Source organism: Bradyrhizobium sp. 1200_D9_N1_1 (genome assembly GCF_052075915.1).
Lineage (GTDB): Bacteria > Pseudomonadota > Alphaproteobacteria > Rhizobiales > Xanthobacteraceae > Bradyrhizobium > Bradyrhizobium diazoefficiens.
Map to the genome: position 1 here is coordinate 7,848,764 of NZ_CP197226.1, position 25,855 is coordinate 7,874,618.

General features: G+C 57.9%; 15 protein-coding genes and 3 pseudogenes. 6 read left to right on the plus strand and 12 right to left on the minus strand.

Features of this window, described 5'->3' with window-relative positions; translation table 11 throughout:
* Window positions 1-766: 766 nt before the first annotated feature.
* The 4 genes and pseudogenes from AB5K84_RS37235 to AB5K84_RS37250 all read right to left on the minus strand — a co-directional run bounded on the left by AB5K84_RS37235 (window position 767) and on the right by AB5K84_RS37250 (window position 6,169).
* Window positions 767-1,812: pseudogene (locus tag AB5K84_RS37235) on the minus strand (IS110 family transposase).
* 89 nt (window positions 1,813-1,901) lie between these two features.
* Window positions 1,902-3,006 (minus strand): annotated as a pseudogene (locus AB5K84_RS37240) (IS3 family transposase).
* Between the two features lie 176 nt (window positions 3,007-3,182).
* A complete protein-coding gene (ltrA, locus tag AB5K84_RS37245) occupies window positions 3,183-4,427 on the minus strand; it encodes a group II intron reverse transcriptase/maturase (RefSeq protein WP_011084848.1) in 1,245 nt (414 codons plus the stop codon).
* Window positions 4,428-5,935: 1,508 nt separating this feature from the next.
* The gene (locus AB5K84_RS37250) at window positions 5,936-6,169 is read right to left on the minus strand and encodes a hypothetical protein (RefSeq protein WP_014497799.1); all 234 of its coding nucleotides are present in this window, start codon (window positions 6,167-6,169) and stop codon (window positions 5,936-5,938) included.
* A 1,196-nt stretch (window positions 6,170-7,365) separates the two neighbouring features.
* Between AB5K84_RS37250 and trpD the strand changes: the two genes are divergently transcribed.
* The 6 genes from trpD to AB5K84_RS37280 all read left to right on the plus strand — a co-directional run bounded on the left by trpD (window position 7,366) and on the right by AB5K84_RS37280 (window position 12,988).
* Window positions 7,366-8,379 (plus strand): anthranilate phosphoribosyltransferase, encoded by a 1,014-nt coding sequence (gene trpD / locus AB5K84_RS37255; protein WP_011084845.1) that lies wholly within the window; start codon window positions 7,366-7,368, stop codon window positions 8,377-8,379.
* A 239-nt stretch (window positions 8,380-8,618) separates the two neighbouring features.
* Window positions 8,619-8,804 carry a hypothetical protein gene (locus AB5K84_RS37260; RefSeq protein ID WP_014497801.1) on the plus strand — a complete coding sequence of 62 codons (186 nt, stop codon included), beginning with the start codon at window positions 8,619-8,621 and terminating at the stop codon, window positions 8,802-8,804.
* Window positions 8,805-9,676: 872 nt separating this feature from the next.
* Window positions 9,677-9,937 carry a hypothetical protein gene (locus tag AB5K84_RS37265; RefSeq protein WP_133415003.1) on the plus strand — a complete coding sequence of 87 codons (261 nt, stop codon included), beginning with the start codon at window positions 9,677-9,679 and terminating at the stop codon, window positions 9,935-9,937.
* A gap of 140 nt (window positions 9,938-10,077) precedes the next feature.
* The gene (locus tag AB5K84_RS37270) at window positions 10,078-10,713 is read left to right on the plus strand and encodes a hypothetical protein (RefSeq protein WP_223153701.1); all 636 of its coding nucleotides are present in this window, start codon (window positions 10,078-10,080) and stop codon (window positions 10,711-10,713) included.
* 27 nt (window positions 10,714-10,740) lie between these two features.
* On the plus strand, window positions 10,741-12,051 hold the full coding sequence (locus AB5K84_RS37275) for a peptide ligase PGM1-related protein (RefSeq protein ID WP_011084841.1): 1,311 nt from the start codon (window positions 10,741-10,743) through the stop codon (window positions 12,049-12,051).
* Window positions 12,052-12,520: 469 nt separating this feature from the next.
* Window positions 12,521-12,988, plus strand: a complete 468-nt coding sequence (locus AB5K84_RS37280; protein WP_018647484.1) for a hypothetical protein — start codon at window positions 12,521-12,523, stop codon at window positions 12,986-12,988.
* 542 nt (window positions 12,989-13,530) lie between these two features.
* On the opposite strand, the gene AB5K84_RS37285 is transcribed toward AB5K84_RS37280, so the two are convergent.
* From AB5K84_RS37285 to AB5K84_RS37320, 8 genes and pseudogenes are all read right to left on the minus strand, one after another.
* Window positions 13,531-14,208, minus strand: a complete 678-nt coding sequence (locus tag AB5K84_RS37285; RefSeq protein WP_441232731.1) for a 2OG-Fe(II) oxygenase — start codon at window positions 14,206-14,208, stop codon at window positions 13,531-13,533.
* A complete protein-coding gene (locus AB5K84_RS37290; protein ID WP_014497805.1) occupies window positions 14,193-15,344 on the minus strand; it encodes a GFA family protein in 1,152 nt (383 codons plus the stop codon). Before AB5K84_RS37290 ends, AB5K84_RS37285 begins: the two co-directional genes overlap by 16 nt.
* 1,211 nt (window positions 15,345-16,555) lie before the next feature.
* Window positions 16,556-17,422 carry an electron transfer flavoprotein subunit beta/FixA family protein gene (locus AB5K84_RS37295; protein WP_011084835.1) on the minus strand — a complete coding sequence of 289 codons (867 nt, stop codon included), beginning with the start codon at window positions 17,420-17,422 and terminating at the stop codon, window positions 16,556-16,558.
* Between the two features lie 517 nt (window positions 17,423-17,939).
* Window positions 17,940-19,688: a nif-specific transcriptional activator NifA gene (nifA, locus tag AB5K84_RS37300; RefSeq protein ID WP_014497807.1), complete on the minus strand. Its 1,749-nt coding sequence runs from the start codon at window positions 19,686-19,688 to the stop codon at window positions 17,940-17,942.
* Window positions 19,689-19,940: 252 nt separating this feature from the next.
* On the minus strand, window positions 19,941-20,777 hold the full coding sequence (locus AB5K84_RS37305) for an SDR family NAD(P)-dependent oxidoreductase (protein ID WP_011084833.1): 837 nt from the start codon (window positions 20,775-20,777) through the stop codon (window positions 19,941-19,943).
* 728 nt (window positions 20,778-21,505) lie between these two features.
* Window positions 21,506-22,618 carry a nodulation protein NodZ gene (locus AB5K84_RS37310; RefSeq protein ID WP_011084832.1) on the minus strand — a complete coding sequence of 371 codons (1,113 nt, stop codon included), beginning with the start codon at window positions 22,616-22,618 and terminating at the stop codon, window positions 21,506-21,508.
* A 165-nt stretch (window positions 22,619-22,783) separates the two neighbouring features.
* Window positions 22,784-24,810: pseudogene (locus AB5K84_RS37315) on the minus strand (carbamoyltransferase family protein).
* Between the two features lie 255 nt (window positions 24,811-25,065).
* Window positions 25,066-25,854, minus strand: a complete 789-nt coding sequence (locus AB5K84_RS37320; RefSeq protein WP_011084828.1) for an ABC transporter permease — start codon at window positions 25,852-25,854, stop codon at window positions 25,066-25,068.
* Window position 25,855: the final 1 nt, after the last annotated feature.

A 25,855-nucleotide genomic window follows, 5' to 3' on the forward strand; every position in this document is an offset into this window, starting at 1 on the left:
GATCGGTGCCAGGCATTCACTGCTCATCGCCGGCAGAGCGCACATCACGCTTGAGCATGCGAAGTCGGCGGCTCTTGAGGCCTCATCTCGTCTTCAATGAATTGTCCCTCATCATGCCATGCTCTCCTATTGGCGGCGGAATCCAGACTTCATGATGCTCGCAGTTGCCGCACCAGATAGCTCCGGGCGACATTGCTGCTTCTGCGGGAGTGTACTTGATCCCTTGCGGCCTTCTCGCAAAGGCTGAACAGTCCTAATGCGTCAATTATGTGAAAACCATTCAGTTTTATGGCGTCCAAATCGGCTCGTACATAGCCGCAGACGTCTGGAATGCACTTCTTAGCTGGCACATCCAGCGGACCGCTGCGACCTCGATCGTCAGCTAACGGTCAGGAACAATGATTAACCGATCTCATTGGCTGCCACTGCAAATATCGCTCGATTTATAGGCCTCACTAAGATGCGGCCCTTAACGCGTTGGCTACGTGACCTTGCCCCCATATGTGGAACGGCCCGCGAGGCAAGAGCTTTTTCAGTCGATTTCACACATTGGAACGGTGCGGTCATATGTCCGGCCTTTGCGCGCGGCACAATATGGCCGCTGGCCTCGATGAGATCCGCGGAACGAGGAGCTAAATCAAGTTTACGCGCTTGAGCGCATTGGGGGCAGTAGCTTCACTCGTTTCGGGATTTCGTCCCATGGGTTCATCGCCTGTTGTTGCACCTCGCCCTCTGCCGGCCTGCGCCGGTCAGATCGTTTTGGCGGTCACTGCGTCACCGCGGCAATCGCCAATGGGTCGGGACGCCGATAAATTTCACCCTTGTCCAGGAGCGCCCAGATGATCCGCGCCGTCTTATTGGCCTGCGCGACGGCGGCAACCTTGAAGGGGCGTCTGGCGAGAAGCGCCTTCAGCCACGGCCGCGCCCGAACGTCGTTTCGGACAAGCCGCAAGACGGCCGTTGCCCCGACAACGAGGATAGAGCGGAGTTCTGGATTTCCCATCTTCGATATTCGTCCCAACCGCTCTTTGCCTCCGCTTGAATGAGGCCGCGGCGTCAATCCCAGCCAGGCGGCAAAGTGGCGAGCCGACTTGAACCCGCCGGGATCCGGCACAAGCGCTTTGATGGTCGCCGCCGTAATGGCGCCGACGCCAGGGATCGTGGTCAACCGACGCATGTCCTTCGTCGTGCTTGGCCTCCGCGACGATTGCGCGCTCGAGCCTCTCGATCTGGTCGGCTGAAGCTTCAATCTCGTCGGCAATAGCCATCAGCGCGAAGCGCGCTGCTGCGGGCAGGCGTGCATCTGTCTCATCCCGTATGATTGCGACCAGCGCCTCAACCTTTGCCAGGCCGGCGGTGGCGATGATCCCCAATTCTGCCAGATGCGCGCGCAACGCGTTGACCGATTGCGTTCGCTGCCGCACTAGAAGAGCGCGGGGTCTTCAGCACCATCGCGGCAGCCTGTTGCTCAGCCGTCTTAATCGGCACGAAGCGCATGGTCTTTCGGGTCACCGCTTCGCTGATGGCCTCAGCGTCCGCCGCATCCGTCTTGCCACGCTTGACGAAGGGTTTGACATAAGCCGGCGGAATGAGCCGGACCTCATGACCGAGAGCTGCGATCTCGCGCGCCCAATAGTGGGCGCTACCGCATGCTTCCATCCCCACCAGGCATGCTGGCAGCTTCTCAAAGAAACGCAGAACTTCGCTGCGCCGTAGCTTCCGGTTGAACACGGGTGAGCCCTCGGCATCCGCCCCGTGAACCTGGAAAACGTGCTTGGCCAGATCCAGCCCGATGGTGATAACCTGTTTCACGGAACGGTCCCTCCTTTGTGGCGTTCGAACAACGACCACGTTCTAGCACTTTGATGCTGTTGGAGCGGGCCGTTCCACCACATCAAGTTTTATCCGGTCCTGAGTTCGCCCCGGCTGTTGGATTTGCTCGGTTGGGCGGTGGCAGCGGCGGGAGCTGGCGCGGAGCCATCGGCATAGCGCAGCGCCAGATCCCGTCGCGGGTTGCAGGTGAAGGCAAACTCCGATGGTGTTTTCCATCCGAGTTGCGAGTGAGGTCGCGTATCGTTGTAGTCGGCCCGCCAATGTCCGAGTTCGACGCGGGCCTGGGCCAGCGACGTGAACAGCGTCTCGTTCAACAATTCGTCTCGGAGACAGCCATTGAAGCTTTCGATGAAGGCATTCTGCGTCGGCTTGCGGGGCGCGATGTAATGCCAGTCGACACGGCTCTGGTCGGCCCATGTCAGGATGGCGTTGCTGGTCAATTCGATGCCGTTGTCGCTGACCACCATTTTGGGCTTGCCGCGCTCAATCATCAGCCGGTCCAGCTCCCGCGCCACCCGGGAGCCCGACAGTGAGGTGTCGGCCACCAACGCCAGGCATTCGCGCGTGCACTCGTCGACCACGGTCAGGATGCGGAAGCGGCGGCCATCGGTGAGCTGGTCCGAGACGAAGTCGAGCGACCAGCGGTCATTCGGCGCTATCGGCACCACCATCGGCGCCCTGGTCCCGAGCGCCCGCTTGCGGCCACCACGGCGACGGACCGCGAGCCTCTCTTCCCGGTAGAGCCGGAACAGTTTCTTGTGGTTGACCAGATAGCCCTCCCGCCTGAGCAGAACATGCAGGCGCCGATAGCCGAAGCGACGGCGCACCTCGGCAATCGCTCTCATGCGTTGGCGTAGGGCCGCGTCGTCCGCCCGGGTCGTCCGATATCTGATGGTCATGCGGCAACAGCCGATGGCTTTACACGCCCGCCGTTCGCTCATCCCGTGGGCGTCCACGATCGGCCAAAAGCCGCTTCAGCCGCGTGTTCTCATCCTCCAGCGTCCTCAGCCGCTTGGCCTCCGAGACCTCCATCCCGCCAAACTTGGCTTTCCATTTGTAGATGCTGGCATCGCTGACGCCGTGCTTCCGGCACAGATCGGCAACCGACACGCCAGCTTCGTGCTCCTTCAAAATCCCGATGATCTGCTCTTCCGTAAAGCGGCTGCGCTTCATGCTCTGGTCCTCATATCGGCCAGAGCGAACTTCAATCTGGATTAAGTCCACGGGGCAAGGTCATACGGCATGACGCTCGCGAGGCGCTCACCTTTTGCTGTCGAGTAGGCCGAGGGAGTTTCACCCTCGGCCGCTCACAGATCCGGACGTGATACTCTCGCATCATCCGGCTCCTGTTATCCAACCGTAGCCCGTCCAAGCTTTTGCCAATGGACAAAGAGCTTTGGATTTTGCTTCGCCATCTCGTTGAGTTTCCGCAACGACCGTCCCCGATGGCCCTTCAGTTGCTTGTACTTGCACCGAAGCCACGCGCCGAGGCGCTCATCGAAGTACTCATAGAGCCTACGCAGTTCCGTCGGGTAGAATCGCCCGTAGTATTGATCCCAGCCCCGAAGGACGGGGCTGAGACTACGCGCGATGTCTTCAAGCGGAAGCGGCGAGTGCTGAGGCAAGCGCCATCCTCGAATGCGAGCCCTCATCTCCTTGAGAGAGTTCGGACTCACGCCCGGAAGGAAGCAGGTGAAGATCCTGCCCCACCGGTTCTTCGCCATACGGGGGCGGAAGCTAAAGCCCAGGAAGTCAAAATGGATCTGCGGGTAGGACCGCCGTCGATTGCTGTCAGCGCAGTAGACCACTTTAGTCTTCTCCGGATGCAGCAATAAATGGCAGTCAGCAAACCGTCGTTCCAGCGCCGATTTGAGTTCCTCCGCTTCCTGCCGCGTGCGGCAATGGCAGATGATGTCGTCGGCGTAGCGTTCGAACGGAATGTGGGGATAAGACCCCTTCATCCAAACATCGAACACGTAGTGCAGGAACAAGTTTGCCAGGATTGGACTGACCACACCCCCTTGAGACCTGCCTGTCGTCCTCGCCCGAACCGATCCATCGGGCATCTCGACCGGAGCCTTAAGCCACCGCTCAATGTAGAGCCGGATCCAGTCAGCTTTCGTGTGTCGATAGACCGCGCGCATCAAGAGTTCATGATCGATCGTGTCGAAAAAGCTCTTGTTGTCGAGATCTACGACCCAGTCGTGCTGCCAGCACCGCTTACGCGCCTGCTCTATGGCCTGATGGGCCGATTTTCCGGGCCTGTAGCCGTAGGAGTCCGGATCAAATTCTCCATCCAACACCGGCTCCAGACACCGTTTGACCACCATCTGGGCGATACGGTCCGCGACCGTCGGTATGCCAAGAGGACGAATCCCACCGCCGGCCTTAGGAATCTCGACCCGCCGCACTGGTGGCGGGAAGTAACTTCCTGACACCAACCGATTCCACAGCCGGTAGCGGTGGTTCTCAAGATCGCCGGCAAAGTCTTCGAGACTCTGGCCATCGACGCCCGCCGCCTTTCCCTTCTTCACAAGCTTATAGGCTTCCCACACCATCCGCTTGGTGATGGGCAACGGTTTGCCGGACTTCACCGTGCTCCTCCCGGTCTTCCCGGTTGGCGCAGTGACGCCGGCAGGATAACGCAACCCCTTTGCTCCACGGCCATTACAGCCGCTTCCTCACTATTACGGGTTGCTCCGCCCCTGACGCATTGCGTCAGGTTCCGACGTTCCGTGTTGAAGCCTGTGACGAGATCATGCCGCCTATGCACCGGCTGCCGCGTGGGCCGTAAACAGGCTCCGCCCACACTCCTCCGAGCGCTACTACCCCACGCCCGTCTTGACAGCATCTTGAAACCATTTCGATACGTCATCGGCGGTTCGCTTGCACTCATCTTCTTGTCACTTACCTGACGGTTTCATTCACCGCCTTTTTCCTCATCGCTCACCACCGCGCCTTTTGAACGCGGCAGCATGAGGTGGTTTGAAGCCTGCCCCTGAAGGCCGGCTCCGGGAGGCCAAACTCCCATCTTCAACACAGCATCACCGGCGTCGCCGCCGGTGTTCGTTGCACACGGTAATGCGGGTTTTGTTTCCGACAGGAATGTCGCGACTCCGACGTCGCGCAGCGGCTCCGTTTGACCAACCCATCAAATGAAAGGCGCTGCCGACAGTTCTACCTTCTGGCATGTAGCTTGCTGCGTGGGCCGAACGCGACCTTGCCGTTCCGAAGATACACGAGCAATCAATCGGCCGAGTGGTCGCGACGCAACGAACATCGTTTCTCCTACCGCCCTATGAAGAGAGGACTGCTAGCTTATGAGTGATAGGAGGCATGCAAAGCTTGGCATATTTCTGTTGGCCGGCGCTCAGCGCAATGAGACGTACATTCGCGCGCAACAAAGCCCCCAATGATCAAGCATTTCGGCGCCGATCGTCCCTCCTTGCAACCGCAGAGAAGGTGGAACTGGGAGCTCCTCGTCGCACTTCTCATAAATGCGGTGCTTTGGGCTGGAATCTACTTGGTCATCACAGCCTTCTTCTGACAGCCTCCCGTGCATGGCGACCGCGCGAGGCTTCTAGGGCCTATCGCATGCTGCAGCCGCCACGGCTGCGAATAACCTGATGCCGGCGCGCAATTCGCGCTGCGACCTGGATTTAGAGTGCGCTGTTCCGGCGACCGCAATAGGAATTCCGACGCATAACCCAGATGTCTGAAATGAAAGACACTGATATGCCGTTGCGGCCGCGGCTAAGTGCCAAAAATGACCAGTAGCAGCTCGACGTACCGCGCAGGTGGCATCCGGGCTTCCTCGTTAGGCGCAACGGATTGACTGCAAGTGAGAACTGGTACTCCGCATTACCGTTATGTGAAAGCTAGCTTTCGAGAAGCTGACGAAGCAAAGAGACCTGAAGGAACGTTGGGCAAGCGGCCGGCTCCGCCCTCACGTCCTATGGCATAGGACGGCCCGGCCGCCTCGCTCCTCGCTCCCGCAACGCTCGGAGCAGGCGGGATTGACTTGCTTGTTGAGCGATATCAGCCTCGCCCTTGGGTTGGGTATAGTTCAAAAGGCTGAAGCCTTGATTGGCCGTAGCAGCGCTTACAGCTCTTGCTCAGGCCACGTATCGTCCTCATTTTTGCGCATCCGCCACACGAGGGCGCGCTGCGCTAACTTGTCGTATTCGAAGGCAATCTTAAGCAACCTGTCTTTTGCTTTCCCGTCAACGAGCGCTGCCGCCTTCTTTCGCGTTGCTTGCGCGCGGCCTCGCCAGTGATCGGGTTGGTAGAGTTTGCTTTTCGGATTCATGCCGAGAGCATGCAATTCGTAGATCAAACAATTGCGACACCTACGCTCCGTATCATCACGTAGGAGCGACGCTCGTGGCTCGGCTGCCGAAGCGGTCGATCCCTAGTCCACAGCCCCCGACAGCTTTAGACCATCGGTCTTATGAAGAGACTTTGAATCGCATGCATCGTTAGATTGTACGAGTTGGGACAAGTGGGGATCACCACTGAGAGCCAGATGATTCCTGACATCACGACATTTGCGAATGCTTCAAATATGTACGCTAGCCCAGGACGACGAAATAGAGAGCCTAACACCATCCGGTGCAGGCCTACCCCCGATTCATCGAATGTCATTCCCGGCGGATGACGGGCTCCGTACAATGAGAACCGCAAAGTAGAATAACGAGCTTGCCGACAGCCAGCTAAGCAGATCCGCAGCTTTCCGGTTGGCAGATGATGCGCTCCGCACACAGCAAGAACAAAACGTCACCCCACCCGAATTGAAGGAATGTTATGATTCAGAAACAACGAACTAAGTTGGCTTCGGACCTCGGACTTCGCTACGGCGCCATCGCTCTTGGCCTGGCAATGACAACGGTCATGCTCGCGCCAGCCAACGCGCTTGATCAAGCGCCGACCGCAGAGGAGAAAGAGGCCTGTATGGAAGACGTGTTACGCCTTTGTAGTAGTCACATACCAGATCGCTTTGCTATCACTGTCTGCCTCAGATCCAAGCAAGATCGCCTCAGTCAGCAATGCCGATACGTGATCTCCGGGCGGGACATCGGCAATCAGAGCAGCAGATCGAAGTGAAGGTGCTACGACTTGTCCGCCCGGCTCCTTACCAGAAGTCGTCCCAGCTCACGTGCAGCACATCGCACGAAGGTTAACCGGCGGCCCCCGCCACGGCGGCGCCGGAAGCCAAAAGCCTTGTGACCCTCCTAATATCGCCGGCAAGCAGGCTCGAGACGACGCTATTGTTCTGGTATCAAGCGACTGCAGTCCTCTGACCAGCCGCCGGCGTCCTATCTAGGGCACCATCGAATGGAGAGGGCTTGACCCTCACGTAGCGTCAGGTTGTAGCGTCGCCACAGATGCTCACGTTTCATCTGTCGGCCGCCTGTTGGACAAGTGCGGCATAGCGAGTGCGAATAGACAGGCAGCTGCAACAAGGCACTCGGCTGCAAAGACGTCTGGCTGAACGGTCGCAGCTCAGATTGGACAAGGGACGTGCACAGTTCGATGGAACCGCTCAAGTCGATCATCGCGAAAGTTGCCACGGGCGCCATACTGACGCGCGAGGAGGCTGCGTCAGCGTTCGACAGCATGATGTCGGGTGACGCAACTCCCTCGCAGATCGGTGGCTTGTTGATTGGGATGAGAGTCCGCGGCGAAACAGTCGAAGAAGTCACCGGCGCCGCGTCCGCAATGCGGAATTTAATGCCCAAGGTGGAAATGCAATGCGACCCCATCGATATCACTGGTGCGAGCGACGGGGCGATGCGTCCGCTCAACGTATCGACGTGCGCTTCCTTCATCGTCGCCGGGGCCGGCGTTCCTGTCGCCAAGTATGTTAACCGCGCTGCGACTTTGCGTTCAAGCACCGCAGACGTGTTGGCGAGTCTAGGCGTAAAGGTCGATCTCAAGCCTGATGCGATCGCACGTTGTGTGCACGAAGCCGGCATTGGCTTCATGTTTGCGTCAGCCGGCTATCCTGCGATGCAGCGCATCAGCCAGATCCGAAGCGTGCTTGGAACCCACACAATGTTCAATCTAATCGAGGCTTTGTCTAATCCGGCCGGCGTCAAGCGGCAGATCCTTGGAGTTTTCGCTCGCAAATGGGTGCAGCCATTGGCGTACGTCTTGAAGAACCTGGGTGCCGATTCGGTATGGGTTGTTCATGGCTCGGACGGGCTCGATGAAATATCCCTCGCCGGGACAAGCTTTGTTGCTGCGGTCGAGGCCGGTACAGTCCGCACGTTCGAAGTGACGCCGGAAGAAGCCGGGCTCTCCCGCTACCGCGCCGATGCGCTGGAGAGCTGTGATTGCGAGTCTCATGCCATTGCGTTAGAGAAAGTGCTCGACGGCCTCCCAGGCCCTTTTCGTGATGCCGCACTTTTGAACGCGGCGGCGGCACTGGTGGTGGCCGGTCGCGCCTCGAACCTACAGCAAGGCGTGGCACTTGGCCAAGAATCACTTGATCACGGCGCTGCAGCCGCCCGGCTGACTCGCTTGATTGCGGTTTCAAACGCCTAAAGCTGAGCTGGCTGAGGCTCGACTAATGCGATCAAGAGTGCAGCTTACGTGCGCAAGAATATTGCAGCTGCAAATGCGCGCCACCTCTGCGGAATTTGAGTGAGCGCCGCTGACGAAACAACTCGCGCTGAGCAGGTGTCCGACAGCCACCCCTTTGCCGACTAGAGGCTGTTCTCGGCCCGGTTGCTGAGGTGAGGACCCGCGGCGCAACGTGCGTTACGCGCCAAAGGAGACAATGGATGATGCCCTGGCAGAGGATGGAAACACTGGGAACGATCGCAACAATAGAACACATCATCCGGAAGTTTCGGGAATTGATCGATACAGATAGCTCCATCCCGCCAGAGCTGCGGCGTGCGCTGCACGATACCCTGGATGAGCATCTTTTCGAGGCAAAACGACGTGTTCTGCTGAGAGCGCATTAGGTGCGCCGTTGCCGCCTACATGCCGAGAGACTGGCAGGCCAGCGTGGCGCTTTACGCAAACGCCAAAAACACTTGCCAAGCTTGGCTTCGATATCTCGCCTTCTCAGACTGACCGCCGATGGTGATTCCCGCATACGCCCCCTGAGCAACTCCAAATTTCGCCGGAAGCGAGCGGCGACGTGCGTTGGGTACGCCGCCGACGCGTTCGCTGGATCTCTCCTCAATGGCCCTCATTAACTGGGGCTCGCCCCCCTCACGGCGGCGCTACATGTTCGCGATAGCCCCTTGGGGGACTGCTTGGGCCAGCATTACCTTGGTCACGTTTTCATAGGCCGCAAAAAAGGGGCTTGAATCTGACGTAACGTTAAATCGTACGCTCTCGGGCGTGGCACCTATCGTGTGAGGGACTGCGAATGCCTCAGCTGGTCATATCCGCTGACCGATGGCCGGTCATGCTCCTCATTGTCTATAGTCCCTCGCTCGGGAGGGCTGTGCAGCGAGTTCCGATCGCGGCGCCAGAGCTCGCACGTAGCTCTAAATGGTTCGGCATTTCTGATCCTGACAATATGGCCGCCGGCGGCCACTTCGCCACGGGAGCCGATAAGGTCAGAATTGATCGACGTGGAAGTCTATCGGAAGCGCTTAGGTGGCGCCCGCTTCCTGAAGCTGCTCGTCTCGCGCAGCAACGCACAAAACTCAGTTCGCCGAACCCGCCACCTTCAAGCTCCTTTCCGCACCTGGCAAGGCGTTTCGACCGTGCAAGGTTTGGCAGATGGTGAGCCCGCGCGGGTTTCGACGAGTGGCCCGCGCGGGCGACTCCGCGTGACCAGCGCGGCATCGGAAGAAATTGTTTGGCAGGCTGGAGCAGCAAGTTGAAAGACCGCGATGGCCTTAAGAAGGTCCTGTTAGTTCATCATGTTGAAGGCCAGTGCCGTTGCATCATCGGTTTCAAAGATGGAGATATGAGAGCGGCCTATATGTGCGGCGAGCCTGTATATCAAAAACGCGGCAAGAAGACCTCTTCGTGGTGTGCCGATCATTACCGGAAGATGCACACCGCAGCTGAGCAGAGCGGAGTGATCGATCGATCGGCAGATTTCCCTCGAGCGATATCCATCGTTCGCACCCCATGACAGCCATTAAAAGAAGGCTTCCGCCAAGACCGTGTGAGCACAGCCTGTACAAGCGCCAGCCGAAGCATATGACCGGGGCCTCGTCAGGATTTGGGGGGCCGTTGCGGGTGGCGCAAACAGAATGCGCGGACCTGACACGCATGAATAGCAAGCTGAATTTTTCCACCCCGGCCGAGGGAAGCGCTACCTATACCTTTGACAAGACCGCGATTCATTTCGAACGGAAGCCGTCCAGCTATGTCATCCTCAATCGATACATTGAGCGGATCGCTCGCGCCTTGGAGAGCCAGTTTGGTGCCCTGAGAGGAGCCCGACTCGAGATCCCCAGCCTCGCCGGCGACAATGGACACTGCGAGGCCGATGGATCTATTCCGCTTCACCGCGGCAAAACAACTCTCGATTATTTCAAGCGAGAATATCTTTCCAGCAAGAATAGAGCGAGTGCTTACGGAACATCCAAATGTAGCCGAATGCTGGTCGGTCGAGCCGTTGCTCGATGGGAAGACGCACCCGCCGCTTATGTGACCAAGCGGCGGCGACTGCCGGATCGAGGCGCAAGCGCTGATCGCCCATGTTTGGTCAGAGCCCGTTTATCGGGCTCTGCGAGATCATTTCATACGCGGCCGAGCCATAAATTGAGATCGGCAGATTCGAGGCGGGCCGTTCTCTCCCGCTGCATCGCAGGTGACATCGAGATGGCGCAAATTCTCCCCTCTCCCAGAGCCTTGCCACGGCATGGCAACGACTTCGTGGTTGCCATGACGATCCCATCCTGATCACGACCAGATGTCCGGAGGTCGAGAATGCCGCGAATCCTGATTATGAATGCCGGTACGCCTCAGATGTCGGGCGCCCACCTAACAAAAGCTCAACTTTCGCTGGCCGCCAACTCGGCATTTCGTTCAGCGTGGTTTGCTCAGGAGGGCGACCTGATAGTCTCTCCGGTAGTGATCCCGGCCGATCTGTTATCCTTCATTGGCGGAACGCTCAATTTCCATTCATCGGCTCTTCGCCTGCTTGTACCTGCGAGCCGCCAATCGACAATCCTCGATGATTGTACGTTACTGTCCAAAACTGTTGTCGAGCGGCTCAAAAGACATATTCGCCAGAAATCAGACTGGCAATTGTATCCCTGCTACTCTACTGAAGGCGTCGCACGCTTGGCGGCCATTCTAGGCATACCGAAGACCGGTGACGACTTCGCTTTGCAGCGCGGGCCTGATCTGTTGAATCGCAAGAGCCACTTCCGTCAATTGGCAACAAGCGTTGCACTTCCGCTCCCCCATGGATCAGTCGCGACAGACCCAAATGGACTGTTCAAAGCCGTCACCTCCCTCAAATCCGAGACCGGCACGGTCATTGTAAAGTTGGATAATGGAGCTGGTGGAGTTGGAAACGTCATCCTGACCAGCAATAAGAGCGATCCGCTACCTGGAGCCAGAGATACTCGGTGGGTTTCGTGGCCGTCGTTTGATCCCGAAGCATTGTGGTCTGAGATGACAACAGCCTCGTGTAAGACGCTGGTCGTGGAATCGTACCACTTGGCCCGATCTTTATTCTATCTCGAGTATACAATCCAGGATGATGCATCAATCGCTTTTGTCAATAGTGGAAGCATACGTCTGCGTAAAAGCGCAGACCGATCCGAAAGAGCTCTGATCTGGACGGGACTTGAGCTTCCAAGCGACTTGGAGGAAGAGCAATTGTTAGCTGCCCAGGCCCATGCCTACCGTTTTGTGGCACTCGCGCGAGACCTGGGGTATCGCGGAATGATCAACATCGACGCCATTTTCGCACAAGACGGGCGGTTGCTGTTCAATGAAGCGAACGGCCGCTGGGGTGGCGGCTCGGTGTTACACAACATTGCCGTCCGGCTGCTAGGCGTCGACTATTTCGGCTGTAACGTTATTTTATCTGTGAGAAATGTGCGATCAGCATCCTTCCGGGCGGCGCATGATCGTCTCGTCAAGGATGGACTTATATTCGACCACACACGTAAGGAGGGCGTGATCCCGCTTGCTGCCGATGAAAAGGCTGGCACTGTGGAGTGCGTTGTGATTGCGCCGAACAGGCCCGCGGCCCACGATCAGCAACACCGACTATTGAAGTCGTAGCAAACATCGTCAGCCGCTCAATTCATCGCTTCGAAGCCTGGGATACTCCATCGCGCACCGGGAACGCGCGCCTCCCTTCCTTCACGTGGCGACGAAGGTGCCCCAATCACCGAGCAAGCTTTGGTCGGACGATGAATGGTGGCCCTATGAGAGTGCTCTTGTTCGGCCCGGACGAGACCAGCGGTGCGCCGAAGCTTGTACAGCGACGAGCGTCATGGCGTAAGGCTGCCAGCGCAGTTGCCGACCCCAAAAGCTAATCGCATTGCACGTCCTGCTTGGCCGATTTGCGACGCCTACGTTGAAACTCGACAATACGATGGGCGATTGCACTCGCTGGCTTGGGTTTATGCGAGTTTCACTATGAAATAAGCGGCCCCAAAAGACCGCACTTTGCCGGCACGTAAATTGCTGCATAGGAGCAGGAGTTGCCGCAAAGAACGCGGCCGCAGCAGCTATCTTCGGAGCCCCAATGAGGCTGATCCGATTGATCTTGTTCGACTTGGCTTTGATTCTGCTTGCATCTGGAGTTGCAAAAGCCATGAATGTGGCCGCTGGCGCAAGTTCCGCATTTGTCAGGCAGACTGCTCTGCGCGAGGTGGCACCGAGCTCCAAGCATGGTGGTCCCTACTACAGCCAAACGCCGCTCGTTCCCGGGCAGCCGCCGGACAACCCCGGTCGGGACCAGCTGGCTGACAATTCCGCGGGGATGCAACCCAGCTTTGGATGTGTGGTCCGTGAGTCCCGACGCCCGACTAGCTATATCTTCGATAGCACTGAGAGGCTCAATCTCCCGCCCCGTGTGATGCCGTCGATCTGCAATCCTATCGCCTCGCCTCTCAGCCTCCTACCTGCGGGCAGCGGAATGGTCATCATGGCCTTTGCGACCACTCTCCTCGTGATTGTGGTGATTGTGGTGGAAATATTCGGCCCATTGTAACGGCGTGAGGCCCCAACCGCTCCCCTTTCGGCGCCCGCGATACAGCTCGGCATGAACGGATCCGTGGAGGAGGAACGATGGCAAATACCATGCTCGAGCCAGTAGCAAGGTGATCGTCGCGTCGAGGTGATCACTGGGATCGTCGCCGACGATGGACGGGCGAGGAAAAGGCCCGGATCGGGGCGCAGAGCTTGGAGTAACAATGACACGACCAAAGCGATCACTTCATCGCCACAGCCAAGCCCTAGATCCACAGGCTTGTGCTGGCCTGCCTGCTGGATCATCTCGCCAAGCGCGTCCACGAACTCACGCCCGGAATTGGTAACCTCAGAACGTCGCTCATGCCCCATGAGCGAGGTCGGCCATCCGCTCAAGACGCCCACTAGGGGCCGTCACCGGACGCGTACGATCAATGTAAGCCATCGCTTGCGACCAGACTCGTGTCGGACCTCACGAAGGACCCGCAAGATGGGAAAGCCATCAATTCCCCGGAGAGCTCGCTCAGCCCACGATTTGCAGAGACCCATACCAGGCGCGGCACGCTAGGGCCGAGCGTTAGAACCCTCGATGATCCGGCGGTTCACGCCGCTGCGTTTTGAACAGAAGTATACGAGGGATCGGCGCTCCCCGCTTGATACCGGCTTTACCTCATGCCGGACCTTACAGGTTGTGACAAGCACAGCGCCAAATGGCGGCCGGAATACGTGTTGTTCGTACCCGGTTGGATATACCACGAATTCACCGCCGTCGAAGTCTCTCGCTAGCTGCACAATCACCGAGTACTCGAAATCCGGATCACTCGCCGCATCCAAATGAATGCCGATAAAGGACCCCGGCGGCATACGATGCATCTGGCATCGGCGAACCACGTAATCTGCGGATGCTCCGAAGATCTTTCTTAGCGCGAAGCTGCGATCTCTACTTTCGAGCAGCTCCATGATCTGACCCGAAGCAGTACCACTCACGTTGCTAGGCGCGTGGCCGGGCGGGTCTACCCTCACGCGCTGGACAAAGACGCTGTGCAAGTCGCCCGCATCTCCCTCCCGCACTTCTTCTTCCGGAATCTCAGCCTGCAGCTGATCGATCCTGGCTATGTCGTCTTGAGTGAATAACATTTGCGGGGCGATTACGACGGACCCCTTTACTAGCAGCTCAGTCCGGTACTTTGTCAGGACTTCTTCTGAAAGAAGACAGGATTTATCTTTCATTGCGCGCGCCATTCGAGCTCACTCCTTTGATCTTCGAAGCATGACTCCGGGTCCTGCTGCATTGACAGGAATGCTTGCTCCCAATGCGCGCCATCGAACTCAGATATTCTTAAGTGCTCGATGGTCTTTCTATCCAGACATCGGATATTTACGCTGTACCCGGAGGGATTCGACCTCGGCCTATAGAATGGCTTTACGCCACAAAGCCGGCAAAACGTGTGCCGCGCAATATTCTTGTTGAACTGGTATGTCGTGAGGAACTCTTCGCCGCACTCGATGCGCAGCTTATCGCCAGGTACGAGCAAGTGGACAAATCCAGACATTTGACAAATTGAGCAATTGCATCGAACTGCAGAGAGCTCTCGAGGTGCATTGACGTAGAATTTGATAGCGCCGCAATGACAACGGCCATGATGTTGCATCTCGGAGTGATCATCTCCCGTACGCGCCGCCGTTCCGAGCAGATCGCGACACCACTGGACGCTGAGCCGATAGGCTCGGCCGAATTCATTCAAAAAGCGATCATTAAGGCCAGGCTGCACAAGTTCACCAATCAGCCGGCCTGTCATTTCTCCGTGGTACTTCTCCGCGGGATCTTCTCCGCCGACATGGCCGCGAAAATACTCAAGATCGTCCGGCCGCGCCTTGAAGGTTTTGACCAGAGTGGTCCACAGCGACTGGATCATGTCTGCAGCATGGAGCTCAAAGGCGACCATGTAGGCGCAACGAACCAGGGGGTCTTTCGATGACAATCCGGCATAGAGAGAATGCAGGTACTGCTTCGTCCTGTCGCTATAGTTGGGCCTTATCGCTCTGCCGAGTAGTCGTGCAGCATCCTTTCTCAAGAGGTTGGAGTGAAAGTTTTCTGTCAAAAGAATATCGGGCAACGCCGCCTTGCCGCCCCGGAGAATCCCGCCATGGCCACCGGTCTCATCCCAGCAGATAAAATTCGCGACCACGCTGGTCAGTTCAATGTCCCTCCCAATGTCCCGATTTTGATGCATTGCATCGAATATGAGGTCCCTTTGCGACCCTGCCTGCAGGTACGGGAACGCCTGTGACATCGCTAGGTATTCAGGCAGCAGGCTGGCGACCTGGTCTCCGGACATCTGGGAGGCGAACGGATGCGGGCCGAACAAGGCTCGCACTCGCTCAGTCAAGTACTCGCAGGATAACTTCGGAGGCTGATCCGGTGCAAATCGAGACGCTTGAGATATCATTTGACTCCCTGCAGATGAGAAGCGAAACGGTCCTTGACGAAGCTACCTTCATGTCCGGGCCGACTATTGACCGCGCTGAGTTCATTGGCTTCAAAGGGCCTAATGTTGCGTTCACCTTTCACGCAAACTTTCGTCGTTCTCCTGGCCACGGCAGATTGCGGTCTTCTCTGTCCTGGTCATGCGCATCGAAGGGACTTCGTTCATTGAGGGAGCGGCGAGGATCCGGTTGGCTTCCAGTCCAGCAGCAATCCGATGCCGCAATGGCAGCCACGGCGAGCATGCGCGCGGAGAATCGTCTTGGATACTTCGCCGCGCATGCCATTCTGATGCTAATGCCGCATGCGCGAATGACACGCCTAGTCGCGCGGTGCAGCTTTGGCTGCCTGAGCAAATGAATGAAGCCCTCGCGGTTGCTGCTGCCGCCATTTCATCGAACCGCTGTCAACTTGGTACAGCATTGTAAAATCCAATTCGTGCCTACCGACCTCACAGGGCCTCAGGTCGTTCGTGGCATGCCGCTCGCCTGTTCTTCGCATTCGCGGTTACCCCCTCTTAATTTTTACTGGCTAACAGCAACCATCATGCCAACTCTTGAATTTGCTCCGTCAGATTCCGAAGAAGCTGGTATAACACTTGTGACCTATCCTCATAGCAAGTGCATAGCACTTGAGAGGCTGCGCACCGCCGTCAGGAACGAAACAGCGGCTGTTCACATACACACGGCTGCTGAATTGGCGGATTGCTTCAAAGGCGCCGCATAGGTTGGCTTTGCTCCTTAAAGCCAGCGACAGGGCTTTGGACGTGCAGACGGCAGCGCTAGCATGGTGACCCGGGTTGCTGACGTATTCCGTCTTTGCTCGCGACCGGTACGGAGGAAGCAATGGTCTTCCACGGTCGAACACGACAAAACGGAAGATCTGAAATATGCGCAGGCCTGTTTGGCCGTGCCCCGGCAATCCTGGGCGGCTCCGGACTCGATCGTAGCGATAACGTGCTCTACGGAACATGCGGCCTCAGCCGATGGCGAGATCGACGGATGGCATAGCAAACTCTTATGGTAGCTTACCGCGTTGCACAACGACATGTTGCGCTCTCATCGACTCGGGTGCGAGCGTTGATACATTTCTTGGAGCGCGTTGCTAACATTGCCCGGACAGTCCAGATCGGGCGTCACGAGCAAGTGTCGCCAGATCGGTTTCGAGCTTCGGTTGATTCAAGAAGATTGCGTCTATTAGCGCCTGCGCCGGCTGCTCGGCGGACTCAACCAGCGCCGCCCTCTCGGCCCGCGCAGGGGGAGCGAACACACGTTTGACGACAGTCGGCGAGCCCTTGAGCCCACATTTGGAGATGTCTTCGACACCTGCATCTTGCGCGCTCCATTTCACGATTTTGGCTCGCGCGGCACGCAAGGCATCCGCCATCGCGCCTCGCCGAATCTGATTCGTCGCCTCAAGCATGGTGATGAGGCAGGGCAACCTAGTGTGCAGAACCTGCACACCGCCTTCCGAGCGCCGCTCCGCTTCAATTGTTTCATTGGCGACGTCCACGGATCTGACCTTCGCAACGTAAGTTAGCTGCCCTACGCCCAGTCGCTTCGCGATGCCAGGACCAACCTGCGCTGTATCGCCGTCGATGGTCTGCTTTCCCGTGAAGATGAGGTTTGCCGGACCATATTCCTTGCCAATTTTCCGGATCGCTGTTGCAAGCGCATACGTAGTGGCCAGCGTATCCGAGCCCGCAAAGCAGCGATCAGTAAGTAGGACGGCGCGATCAGCACCATAAGTCAGCGCCTTTCGCAACGACTCCTCTGCCGATGGCGGCCCCATGGTAAGCACGGTAATTTCGCCACCGAACCGATCGCGCAGCCCCAGCGCGGCCTCGAGCGCGAATAGGTCATACGGGTTGATGATGGTCGGCACTCCCTGACGCATGATTGTATTGGTCACGGGGTGCACGCGGATCTGCGCCGAGTCCGGAACTTGCTTGATGCAGACAATATTATGCAAGGTGTTGCTCCTAAAGTTACGTCAGTTGGGAAGAGAACAGCAAGTCTTGTACCATCCCCGCCGCTTGGGACCGCTCGCTGTCACAAGGCTTAACACCGGGTAGTGCGCCCTCTCTACCCCGCGCTTCCTGAAAGGGATGCCGGCACAAAGCAGGCTCGGACAGCGCTGTTTCGCAGCACCACGCTGGCAAGTGGCGGCGGGACTGCTTGCGGATTGACTGCCGCTAATCCCCTGCAGGCCCGGACCGGTCGAGGGTCATTAAGCATTGCGTTCGCCAATCCGGCTTGATTGAGATAAGGATGATAGCTCTTTGCATTTCGAGCAACCGGCGGTTCGCGATTGTGCGACTCGCAAGTGAGGCTCTCCGCCCCATCTGTCGCTGAATAGTTGAGCCCTTCTCGGGGTCGTGGCAAGCCGACGCCCCCGGCGGTCCATTCCCCTCAGATTGCTAGATTAACTACGCGGACCGTCTTCACTTATCGATTTGGCGGAATCAGTCCAGGCCGATGCGGGGCGCTCAGAACCGCTTTATCTCGATTCCGTATTTCCTCAGCGCGTAGCCGACTTGGCGCGGGGTTAGCCCGAGTAGGCGCGCTGCCTTGGCCTGCACCCAGCCAGACTTTTCCATAGCCGCAACGACCCGCTCGCGATCAGCCATTCTCGCACCACTAACGAGAACTGTGCCGGAAGGTGCCAATGAGCCCGGTTCGCAGACAGCCTGCGGCGGAGGGGCCGTTTCAGCCAGCGGGATGATGGACTTTGCAGGCACCGGTTGCATCGGTGCCGCCGGGTCTGTCTTGCCATACGATGTGCTTTTCCAAAGCGTCGTGGAAAGGCATTGGCCTTGGCTGCATGCAAAGTCACTTCTTACAATCGATGTTCCGGCACTGAGTGTCGCGGTCCGCTCGATGCAGTTCTCGAGTTCGCGGACATTTCCCGGAAATTTACAGCTCATCAGTACATCGATCGCACTCGCCTCCAGAGTAAGAGAGCGGCCGTTCTCGCTGTTAAACTTTCTGAGGAACTCTCTTGCGAGCAGCGGAATATCACTGCGTCTTTCGCGAAGCGGCGGCAACAACAAGGGAACTACGCTAATACGATAGTAGAGGTCCGCGCGGAATTCGCTCCTTGCCACAGCCTCTTCAAGGTTCCTGTTGGTCGCAGCTATCACCCGAACATCGACTTTAATCGTGTGATTGCTGCCGACGCGCTCGAACTCCTGCTCTTGCAGAACTCGCAGCAACTTCGCCTGGAACGGAGGTGAGATCTCTCCGATCTCGTCAAGAAATAGCGTCCCTTTGTCAGCAAGCTCGAAGCGCCCCTTGCGGGCGCTGACAGCACCGGTAAAGGCACCTTTCTCATGGCCAAACAATTCCGATTCCAGGACCGTCTCGGGGAGCGCCGCGCAATTCAGCTTAACGAACGGCCGCTTAGCACGAACGGACGACTCGTGAATGGCCTTGGCTACCAGCTCCTTCCCGGTACCGGATTCGCCACGCAGCAGAACCGTGCTGTTTGATCTGGCTACAACGACAATCTTCTCAAGCAGTGCGCTCAGCGCCGGGCTGTCGCCAATGATCCCGTGTGCCTGAAGCTGCTTGCGCTCGCGAGCGGGCGGCCCACGATCAACTGTCTGTTTCTCTAGCCGGTCCTTGTCCACCAACGATTGTTCGCGATCGCCGGCGAACAAGCGATGTAACTTGATCGTTTGTCCTATCACGTTCGCGACCATGGCGAGCAGCCGCGCATCGTACTCGAGAAGACTTGAACTGCCTTCCGGGATACGGTCGATCGTCAGCGTACCAACGACCGTCGAATCAACGCGAATCGGGACCCCGATGAACGCTACCGGTATACTATCAGAGGCGCCGAGAACCTCCCGGTCGGCAGCGCTGAAGGCCGTCTCGGCGGCTACATTCTCGACCATAAGAGACCTGCCTGTCGCTACGATCTCGTGGATTGCTTTCTGCGGCACGCACGTCCGGTAACGTTCGTCAGTGCCTTCGCTCCAGCCGGCGCCAACTGTAAGTTCTGGAACGCCGTCATCGTTGAACAGCGAGACGAGGCCGTGTCGCATCTGCACAAACGATTGCAGAAGACCGAGAACGTTGGCCAAGGTGACTTCGAGCCGGCCGGGAGCATTTAGTATTTTCGATATTTCGTAGATGCCGGCCAGCGCGCTCTCATGCGACGGCTCCCCCGGGGGGGCACGCTCCGGTTCCGGCTGCGAGGCAGGTCTTTCGCTCGAGGAGGGGATATGCAGCATAAGCCTGTCTCCGTTTCCTTGATCATCCTCCCTGGACCCATGTCCGGATTGGCGAGGTTCGTTTTGCATGTCACTCTCGATCTAGCGCCAAGTGTTGACGAGATGACATCGAACCGTGACACTTTTTCATGGCACGACAGTAAACTTGCCGTGTGCCTTCGATTCATTTTCTGTTGATTGTATGCGCGTGGTCAGCGGAGAACGTGAGTCCGTTGGGAAGCTCAAGTCAGCTTCGCCGCCGGGCCGGCCGCTTCACAGATGCTGGCCACCGTTGATCGGCACCTCGGCACCCGTAACATAGCTCGCCGCATCCGAGCATAGGAAGAAGATGACCTTGGCCACTTCGTCCGGAGTACCCACTCTGCGCAGCGGGATACTTGCCACGACGCGCGCTTCCGCGTCGGGCGACAGCATGTCGGTCCTGATTTCGCCGGGCGCGATCGCATTGACGCGAATGCCATGCGGCGCATAGTCGTGGGCCAATTCGCGTGTGAGGCTCGCAAGCGCAGCTTTCGAGGTCGCATAGGCGCTACCGGCGAATGGGTGCACCCGCGAGCCCGCGATTGAAGTCACATTCACGATCGATCCTGACGCGGCTCTTAGCTCATCAAACAAACCCTGCGCCAGCAGGATCGGAGCCACCAGATTAAGATGAAAGACCCTCATCCAGGTATCGGTTGAGGTGGTCAACGATGTCATCCGATCGCCTGTGGGCGTTTTCGGCGACACACCCGCATTATTCACCAGCGCGTGCAAGGGCGCACCGGCCAAGCGTTTCTTAACCTCGGTGATTGCGCGCGGCAGCATTCGATGATCGCCGAGGTCGACCTGGAAATGATCGTCATTCCCAGCCTCCCAGGGGCATCGCTCGCCGTCGAACGGTTGGCGTGCGCAAGAAATGATGCGCCAGCCTGCCTCCGAGAATAGCTTGGCAGTGGCATGGCCAATTCCGCGCGATGCGCCGGTGAGTAACATCACCTTCGGTTCTCCACGATCAACGCGCGCATTAACAGCGTCAACGAGGCGATCCAAATGTGCTTCGGGCAGCGGACCTCGGATCAGATTGTCATTTGGCAGATCGAGACCCACGGCCGCCTCCTCTACTTTTGCGCCCGCGCACGCGTAGCAGGATTTGCGCCACTGCGATGTACGTAAATGCGCTTCCGTTTTGCGTCCTAATGTCGCGCACGCGGAATGTTTGGCGCATTCAAGACAGCGGAGGTGAGCTTTCTGACAGCGATGGTGACTCTGCTACGTAAGTTCGCGAGCACTCGCCCGCTTCATGAAAGGGCTACCCAGCCCGCGTTCGCTTTCACGATCGCACAACCGTACGAGCCTGCGGCTGGCCGGCGCCTCTCGTCGAAGTCGAAAAATGCCCGGGGATAACGGCCACGGCCATTAGCCGCCCCAACATAAAACTGATGTACCAAGCTTGCACGTTAGATTCGTCGGCGGCCACTTTTGATCTATCGCGCCATGCTCTGAGCGGCACTGGATTTCGCGGCGCTAGTTCCAAGCATGAGCTGGCGAGCTGAAATGTTCATCCGTGATTGAGCGTTGTTTAGCTTCCGTCTGCGGCCCGCCCGAAGCGAAGACGAAGGCGTGCTCCTTCTGTAAAACGCAGCGGCACTTTAGGGCCGTTGTTGTCGAAGCCGCGCCTTAGCCGAACGCATTCGGCCGCGGCTTCGTTCTCTTCGCCCCTGGAACGTTGCGGCAATGACAGCCCGCGGGCCAGAAAATCGTCGCCCGGAGAAGAACTTCCACGGCTATCGGACGTAAAGAGCGGCGGTGAGATCGATCACGCGGGTTTGCGACTTTCACGAAGCCATAAGCGCTTGCGAGTTGTCTTCAATCAGGATCAACCGGCCCGGATCGTTCAAATCGAATTCTATAACGCGTGGGGCGAAAAGACGCGCATAGCGCGTAAAAGCGCTCGTTGGCGGAAAACGGATCACCGTGTCGCAGCGGGCAAGGAGATACATCTCGGTGAGGGCAGAAAAGCCGCCTTCAGCTCCGAGGGCGGGATGGTGCAATGGGCCCGCTTGAGGCGCCTGGAACTGCTTTGGAATCGCGAAGACATCGGGAAATTTAACCGAAACCTGCTCGAGGACGAGCGCACTGTCCGTGCACAGGAACGCCCTCACAGGTTTTGCGTGGGATAAACTCCTGGCCTCATCAATGGCATTGTAGATCTGCCGCAAGGCGCGCTCCGTGTCCGCCCAGTAAGGGGCATGCCCCATAATATCTTCGCCATTGCCATGCCGGACATGAATGCCGATTACGCTGTACGGCTCAAAGTGCTCGCGGTAGATAGCATCAATCCGGGCCTGAATTTCAGGCCGCGGCTTAATACTCCGGAAGATTTCGCGTTCCGCTTCCTGATCGCAGCGCCACATCAGGCAGGCATCACACACAACCGTGTTAGCGTCACTATCTCTCTGACTTTGGAACAGTTGATCGAGTTGATCGCGTTCCCTGAAAATCTGCTCGTCCGGTCGATAGATGCAATCGAAAGATGGCTTGTTCCACCATGTTGGAAAGAATGGTCCTGGAAACGAACGCGTATTGATGTCGTCATCGCAAATTACTCGCACTCCGCCAATGTCTTCAACCGGTTCGAAGAAGACTGGAAAGGCATTGGTGAATGGTTCATCAAGATAACAAGATCCCCGCCAATCAATGGCTAGCGTCCGTCCTGTCTGCTTTGCAAATCGCCAGGCTGCCGCGAGTGACCACAGACAGTCGCCAAACCCCGTACGTCGCCGGGACACTACGAACCGATCATTGCTCGAACCGCTAACCATCTGCCTTGCCTTTTCGCGCGCTCCTGGTTGGACAAGAGACGTCAGTACAGACGTCTCGCGTATCTTCTCGCCCGGCGTCACGGCCTGAAATCGCGGTGCCGGCGAGCTGCATCGGTAGAACTTCATAGCAGGGCTATCCGTGACGGGCCGCGTTCTCTCAATACGATCGTCCTTTCTTCAACGGTGTTGCATCGACCTGCCCGAAGCCCGATGCCCGATGCCCCGCTCTGCATCGGATGGCCTGGTCCCCTCACATGCACGCATGGGCGTGGCCATGCGCATGAGTCATGGCTATGTTCCGCTTTGTACATTATCGTGACGGCAAGCCGCGTGCAGCGGATGCAGGCGAACGCCCCGAAGCTCCCATACGAGCCGCAATTCCTTCACAAGATCTTCACGCTTGGCCTGGTCCAGCAGGGCTGTGTCGAAAAGCGACCCGAGCGACGCCTCGCCCTCGATTCGCATCAAGATCTCGAAAAGCTCAGGTGAGATACGCATACTAGAGTGGGCGGAATGTCCCATGCGGATCTCGCAGACCGTTTCCTGCCGATCTGGCGCTATGTGGGAGCGAACACGATGAAGGGATGCGTACGGCGGCAATGACGCAGCCAGCGCACTCCAATCCTGCAGTGATGCTGGCCGCTTCCTGACGAGGAACGGCCCAACAACAAGTCCGTCCAGATCAGTCGTCAAAAACGTGGTGATCGCATCTGACACGGACTGCACGATCGGCTCGGCATTGTTGTTAAATGAGGTATTTAGAAGAATCGGAAGGCTCGTTCGCTTCTTGAACGCATTAATGACGTCCCAGTAGGCGGGGTTTGTCTTGCGCGATACGGTCTGCAGCCGAGCCGTCCCATCAACGTGCGTGATCGCACCGAGCACGTTACCCTTGGCTTCACGCACGCGAACTACGAAGTTCATGAAGGGGAGCTGCCGCGTGCCGTCGGGGAGCTCAAAGAACTCGCTCGCATCCTCCTCTAATGCAGATGGCGCAAAGGGGCGATAGCTCTCGCGCTTCTTGACCACCGCGTTGATGCGATCCTTGTTTTCCGCAGGCCGCGGGTCCGCTAGAATGCTGCGGTTACCAAGCGCACGTGGGCCGAACTCAGAGCGCCCCTGAACCCAGCCGATTACAGCGCCATTTGCCATCCAGTCCGCCGCACTGGATGCTATGTCATCACTTCGTTGAATGTCGAGGTGGCCTGACCATGCGTTGAGCTCAAGCTCTGTGGCTTGCTCGTTCCCAAGATCGGGCCCCCAATAAACGTCCGGCAGTCGCTCGCGCGGCGCTGGCCTGCCTAGCTCGCTTGATACCATTAATGCAGCGCCGAGTGCGCAACCGGCGTCGTGCGCCGCGGGTTGAACAAAGATGTCGTCAAATAGCCCGGAATAAAGCAGCTTACCGTTCAGCGTGCAATTATGGGCCACCCCGCCAGCTAGGCACAGGCGTGTCATGCCCGTCGCTTTACGATGGTGCCGCAGGGTGTGAAACACGATCCGCTCCAGCGCTTCCTGCAGCGACGCGCTGACATCTCGATGCTGTTGGGTGAATGGCATTCCCTTTCGCCGAACCTGGATGTTGCGCAAAAGGGCTGGTCCGATTCGATCCAGGTGAACGCGATAGCCACCGCTGTCCAACAACTCGTAGAACTGCGCGAAGAGCTCGCGATAGCGATCGGGATCACCATACGGTGCAAGCCCCATCACTTTGTATTCGTCGAACATCCCGCAGCCGAGATATCGGATCGTCTCGAGATAGAACAGCCCAAGAGAGTTGTGTTCCGGGAAACTTACAAGCTGCGCAATTACGGTCCCGGACCCTACCGCCATTAAGCCTGAGAGAAAATCGCCCCCGCCGTCGATCGCAAACACCAGACTTTGCTCGAACCCGGACATGGCAAACGCGCTCACGGCATGTACTTCGTGGTGATTCACGAAGGAAACCCGGACGGATCGATCTCGGCCCCTAATTCCCGTGCCAACAGCTGCCGCAGCAACAGTTTGGGGTCCAACGGAACGGGCTGAGAAACAGAAAGGCGCTCGAGCATGGCTTTGCAGTAAGCTTCAGTCGCGTAGAACGCGATACGGTCGATGTCGCCGAGCTCGACTCCTGCGGTAGAAAGGCAGTATCGGATCGAATTGCTGGGGAACTTGTTGGAGTGCTTGACGCGGTTGAGGCGCTCCTCTTCGACAGCAGCAATTACGCGGCCGTCCTGCACAAGTACCGCAGCGCCATCGTGAAGAAATGTATTCGGCAGCTCCGGAGAGCTTTCATAGATTCTGTCAAGGCCGCCACTCAGTCCTATGCTCAACATCCCGTTCTCCATGGAAGGCCATGCCGTCCCACCGATCTAATCTGTACAGTCACGCGCAGCCGGTGCGCGTGCCAGGCAGCACAACACGACTTTGCAAGGTCCGATCGGCCGAACAGGCGGCCGTAGAGCTGGCTCGATCGCGGCTTCTCAAGGCCGTTTCACAAGCTGCTCTGACAGACCAGGTCACTCGCGAGCTACCGCGGAACGCATCATGACACTGCATCGCTTTGACTTCTCCGTTTCGCTGAACTCACGTCAACGCAGCAGGCGGCGCCGAAATAACGCGATCGACGCGAAAAAGGGCAAGACCGCGTAAACGCAGAGCGCGCCTACGTGTAGGGCGGCATTGTCGGCGCCGCGCTCAAGCATCACTGGGCGAATAAGGTCGACCGAATGTGCCAGCGGCAACAAGCCGGCAAAGTGCTGAAATGAGTCGGGCATTTGGCTCGTCGGAAAGACCGCGCCACACAAGAACACCATGGGCGTAAGGACGAGCGACTGGTAAAACACGAAGTAATCGTAAGTTGGCGCAAGAGATATGACGACCATTGCCAGGCTGGCGAAGACAAGGCCCGTAAGGGCGATTGTCGGTATCGCACAAAGAACCGACGTCCAGGATGCATAACCCAGGGTGGCAGCGACAATCCCGATTGCTGTCCCGGCTAGAACGGACTTACTGGCCGCCCACACCAACTCACCTAGAACGATATCGCCAAGCGTGAGCTGTGTGAACAAAATTCCCTCCCAGGTGCGCTTGACATCCATCCGAGCAAAGGCTGCGTACAGAGTTTCAAAGGTCGCGGATGTCATAGCGCTAATCGCGACCATACCCGCCGCCAAAAACGCAATGTACGAAGTCCCCTCAACCCGTCCCACAATGAGTCCGAGCCCAAAGCCAAGGCCAAACAGATTGGTTATGGGATCTGCGAGGTTGCCGAGAAGCGATGCAAGCGCGACTTTCCTCCATGCCAAGTAATTTCGACGCCATACCGCGGTCCAATTGTACGCATTAGCCGGCATGACCGACGCATAACCATCATCCATC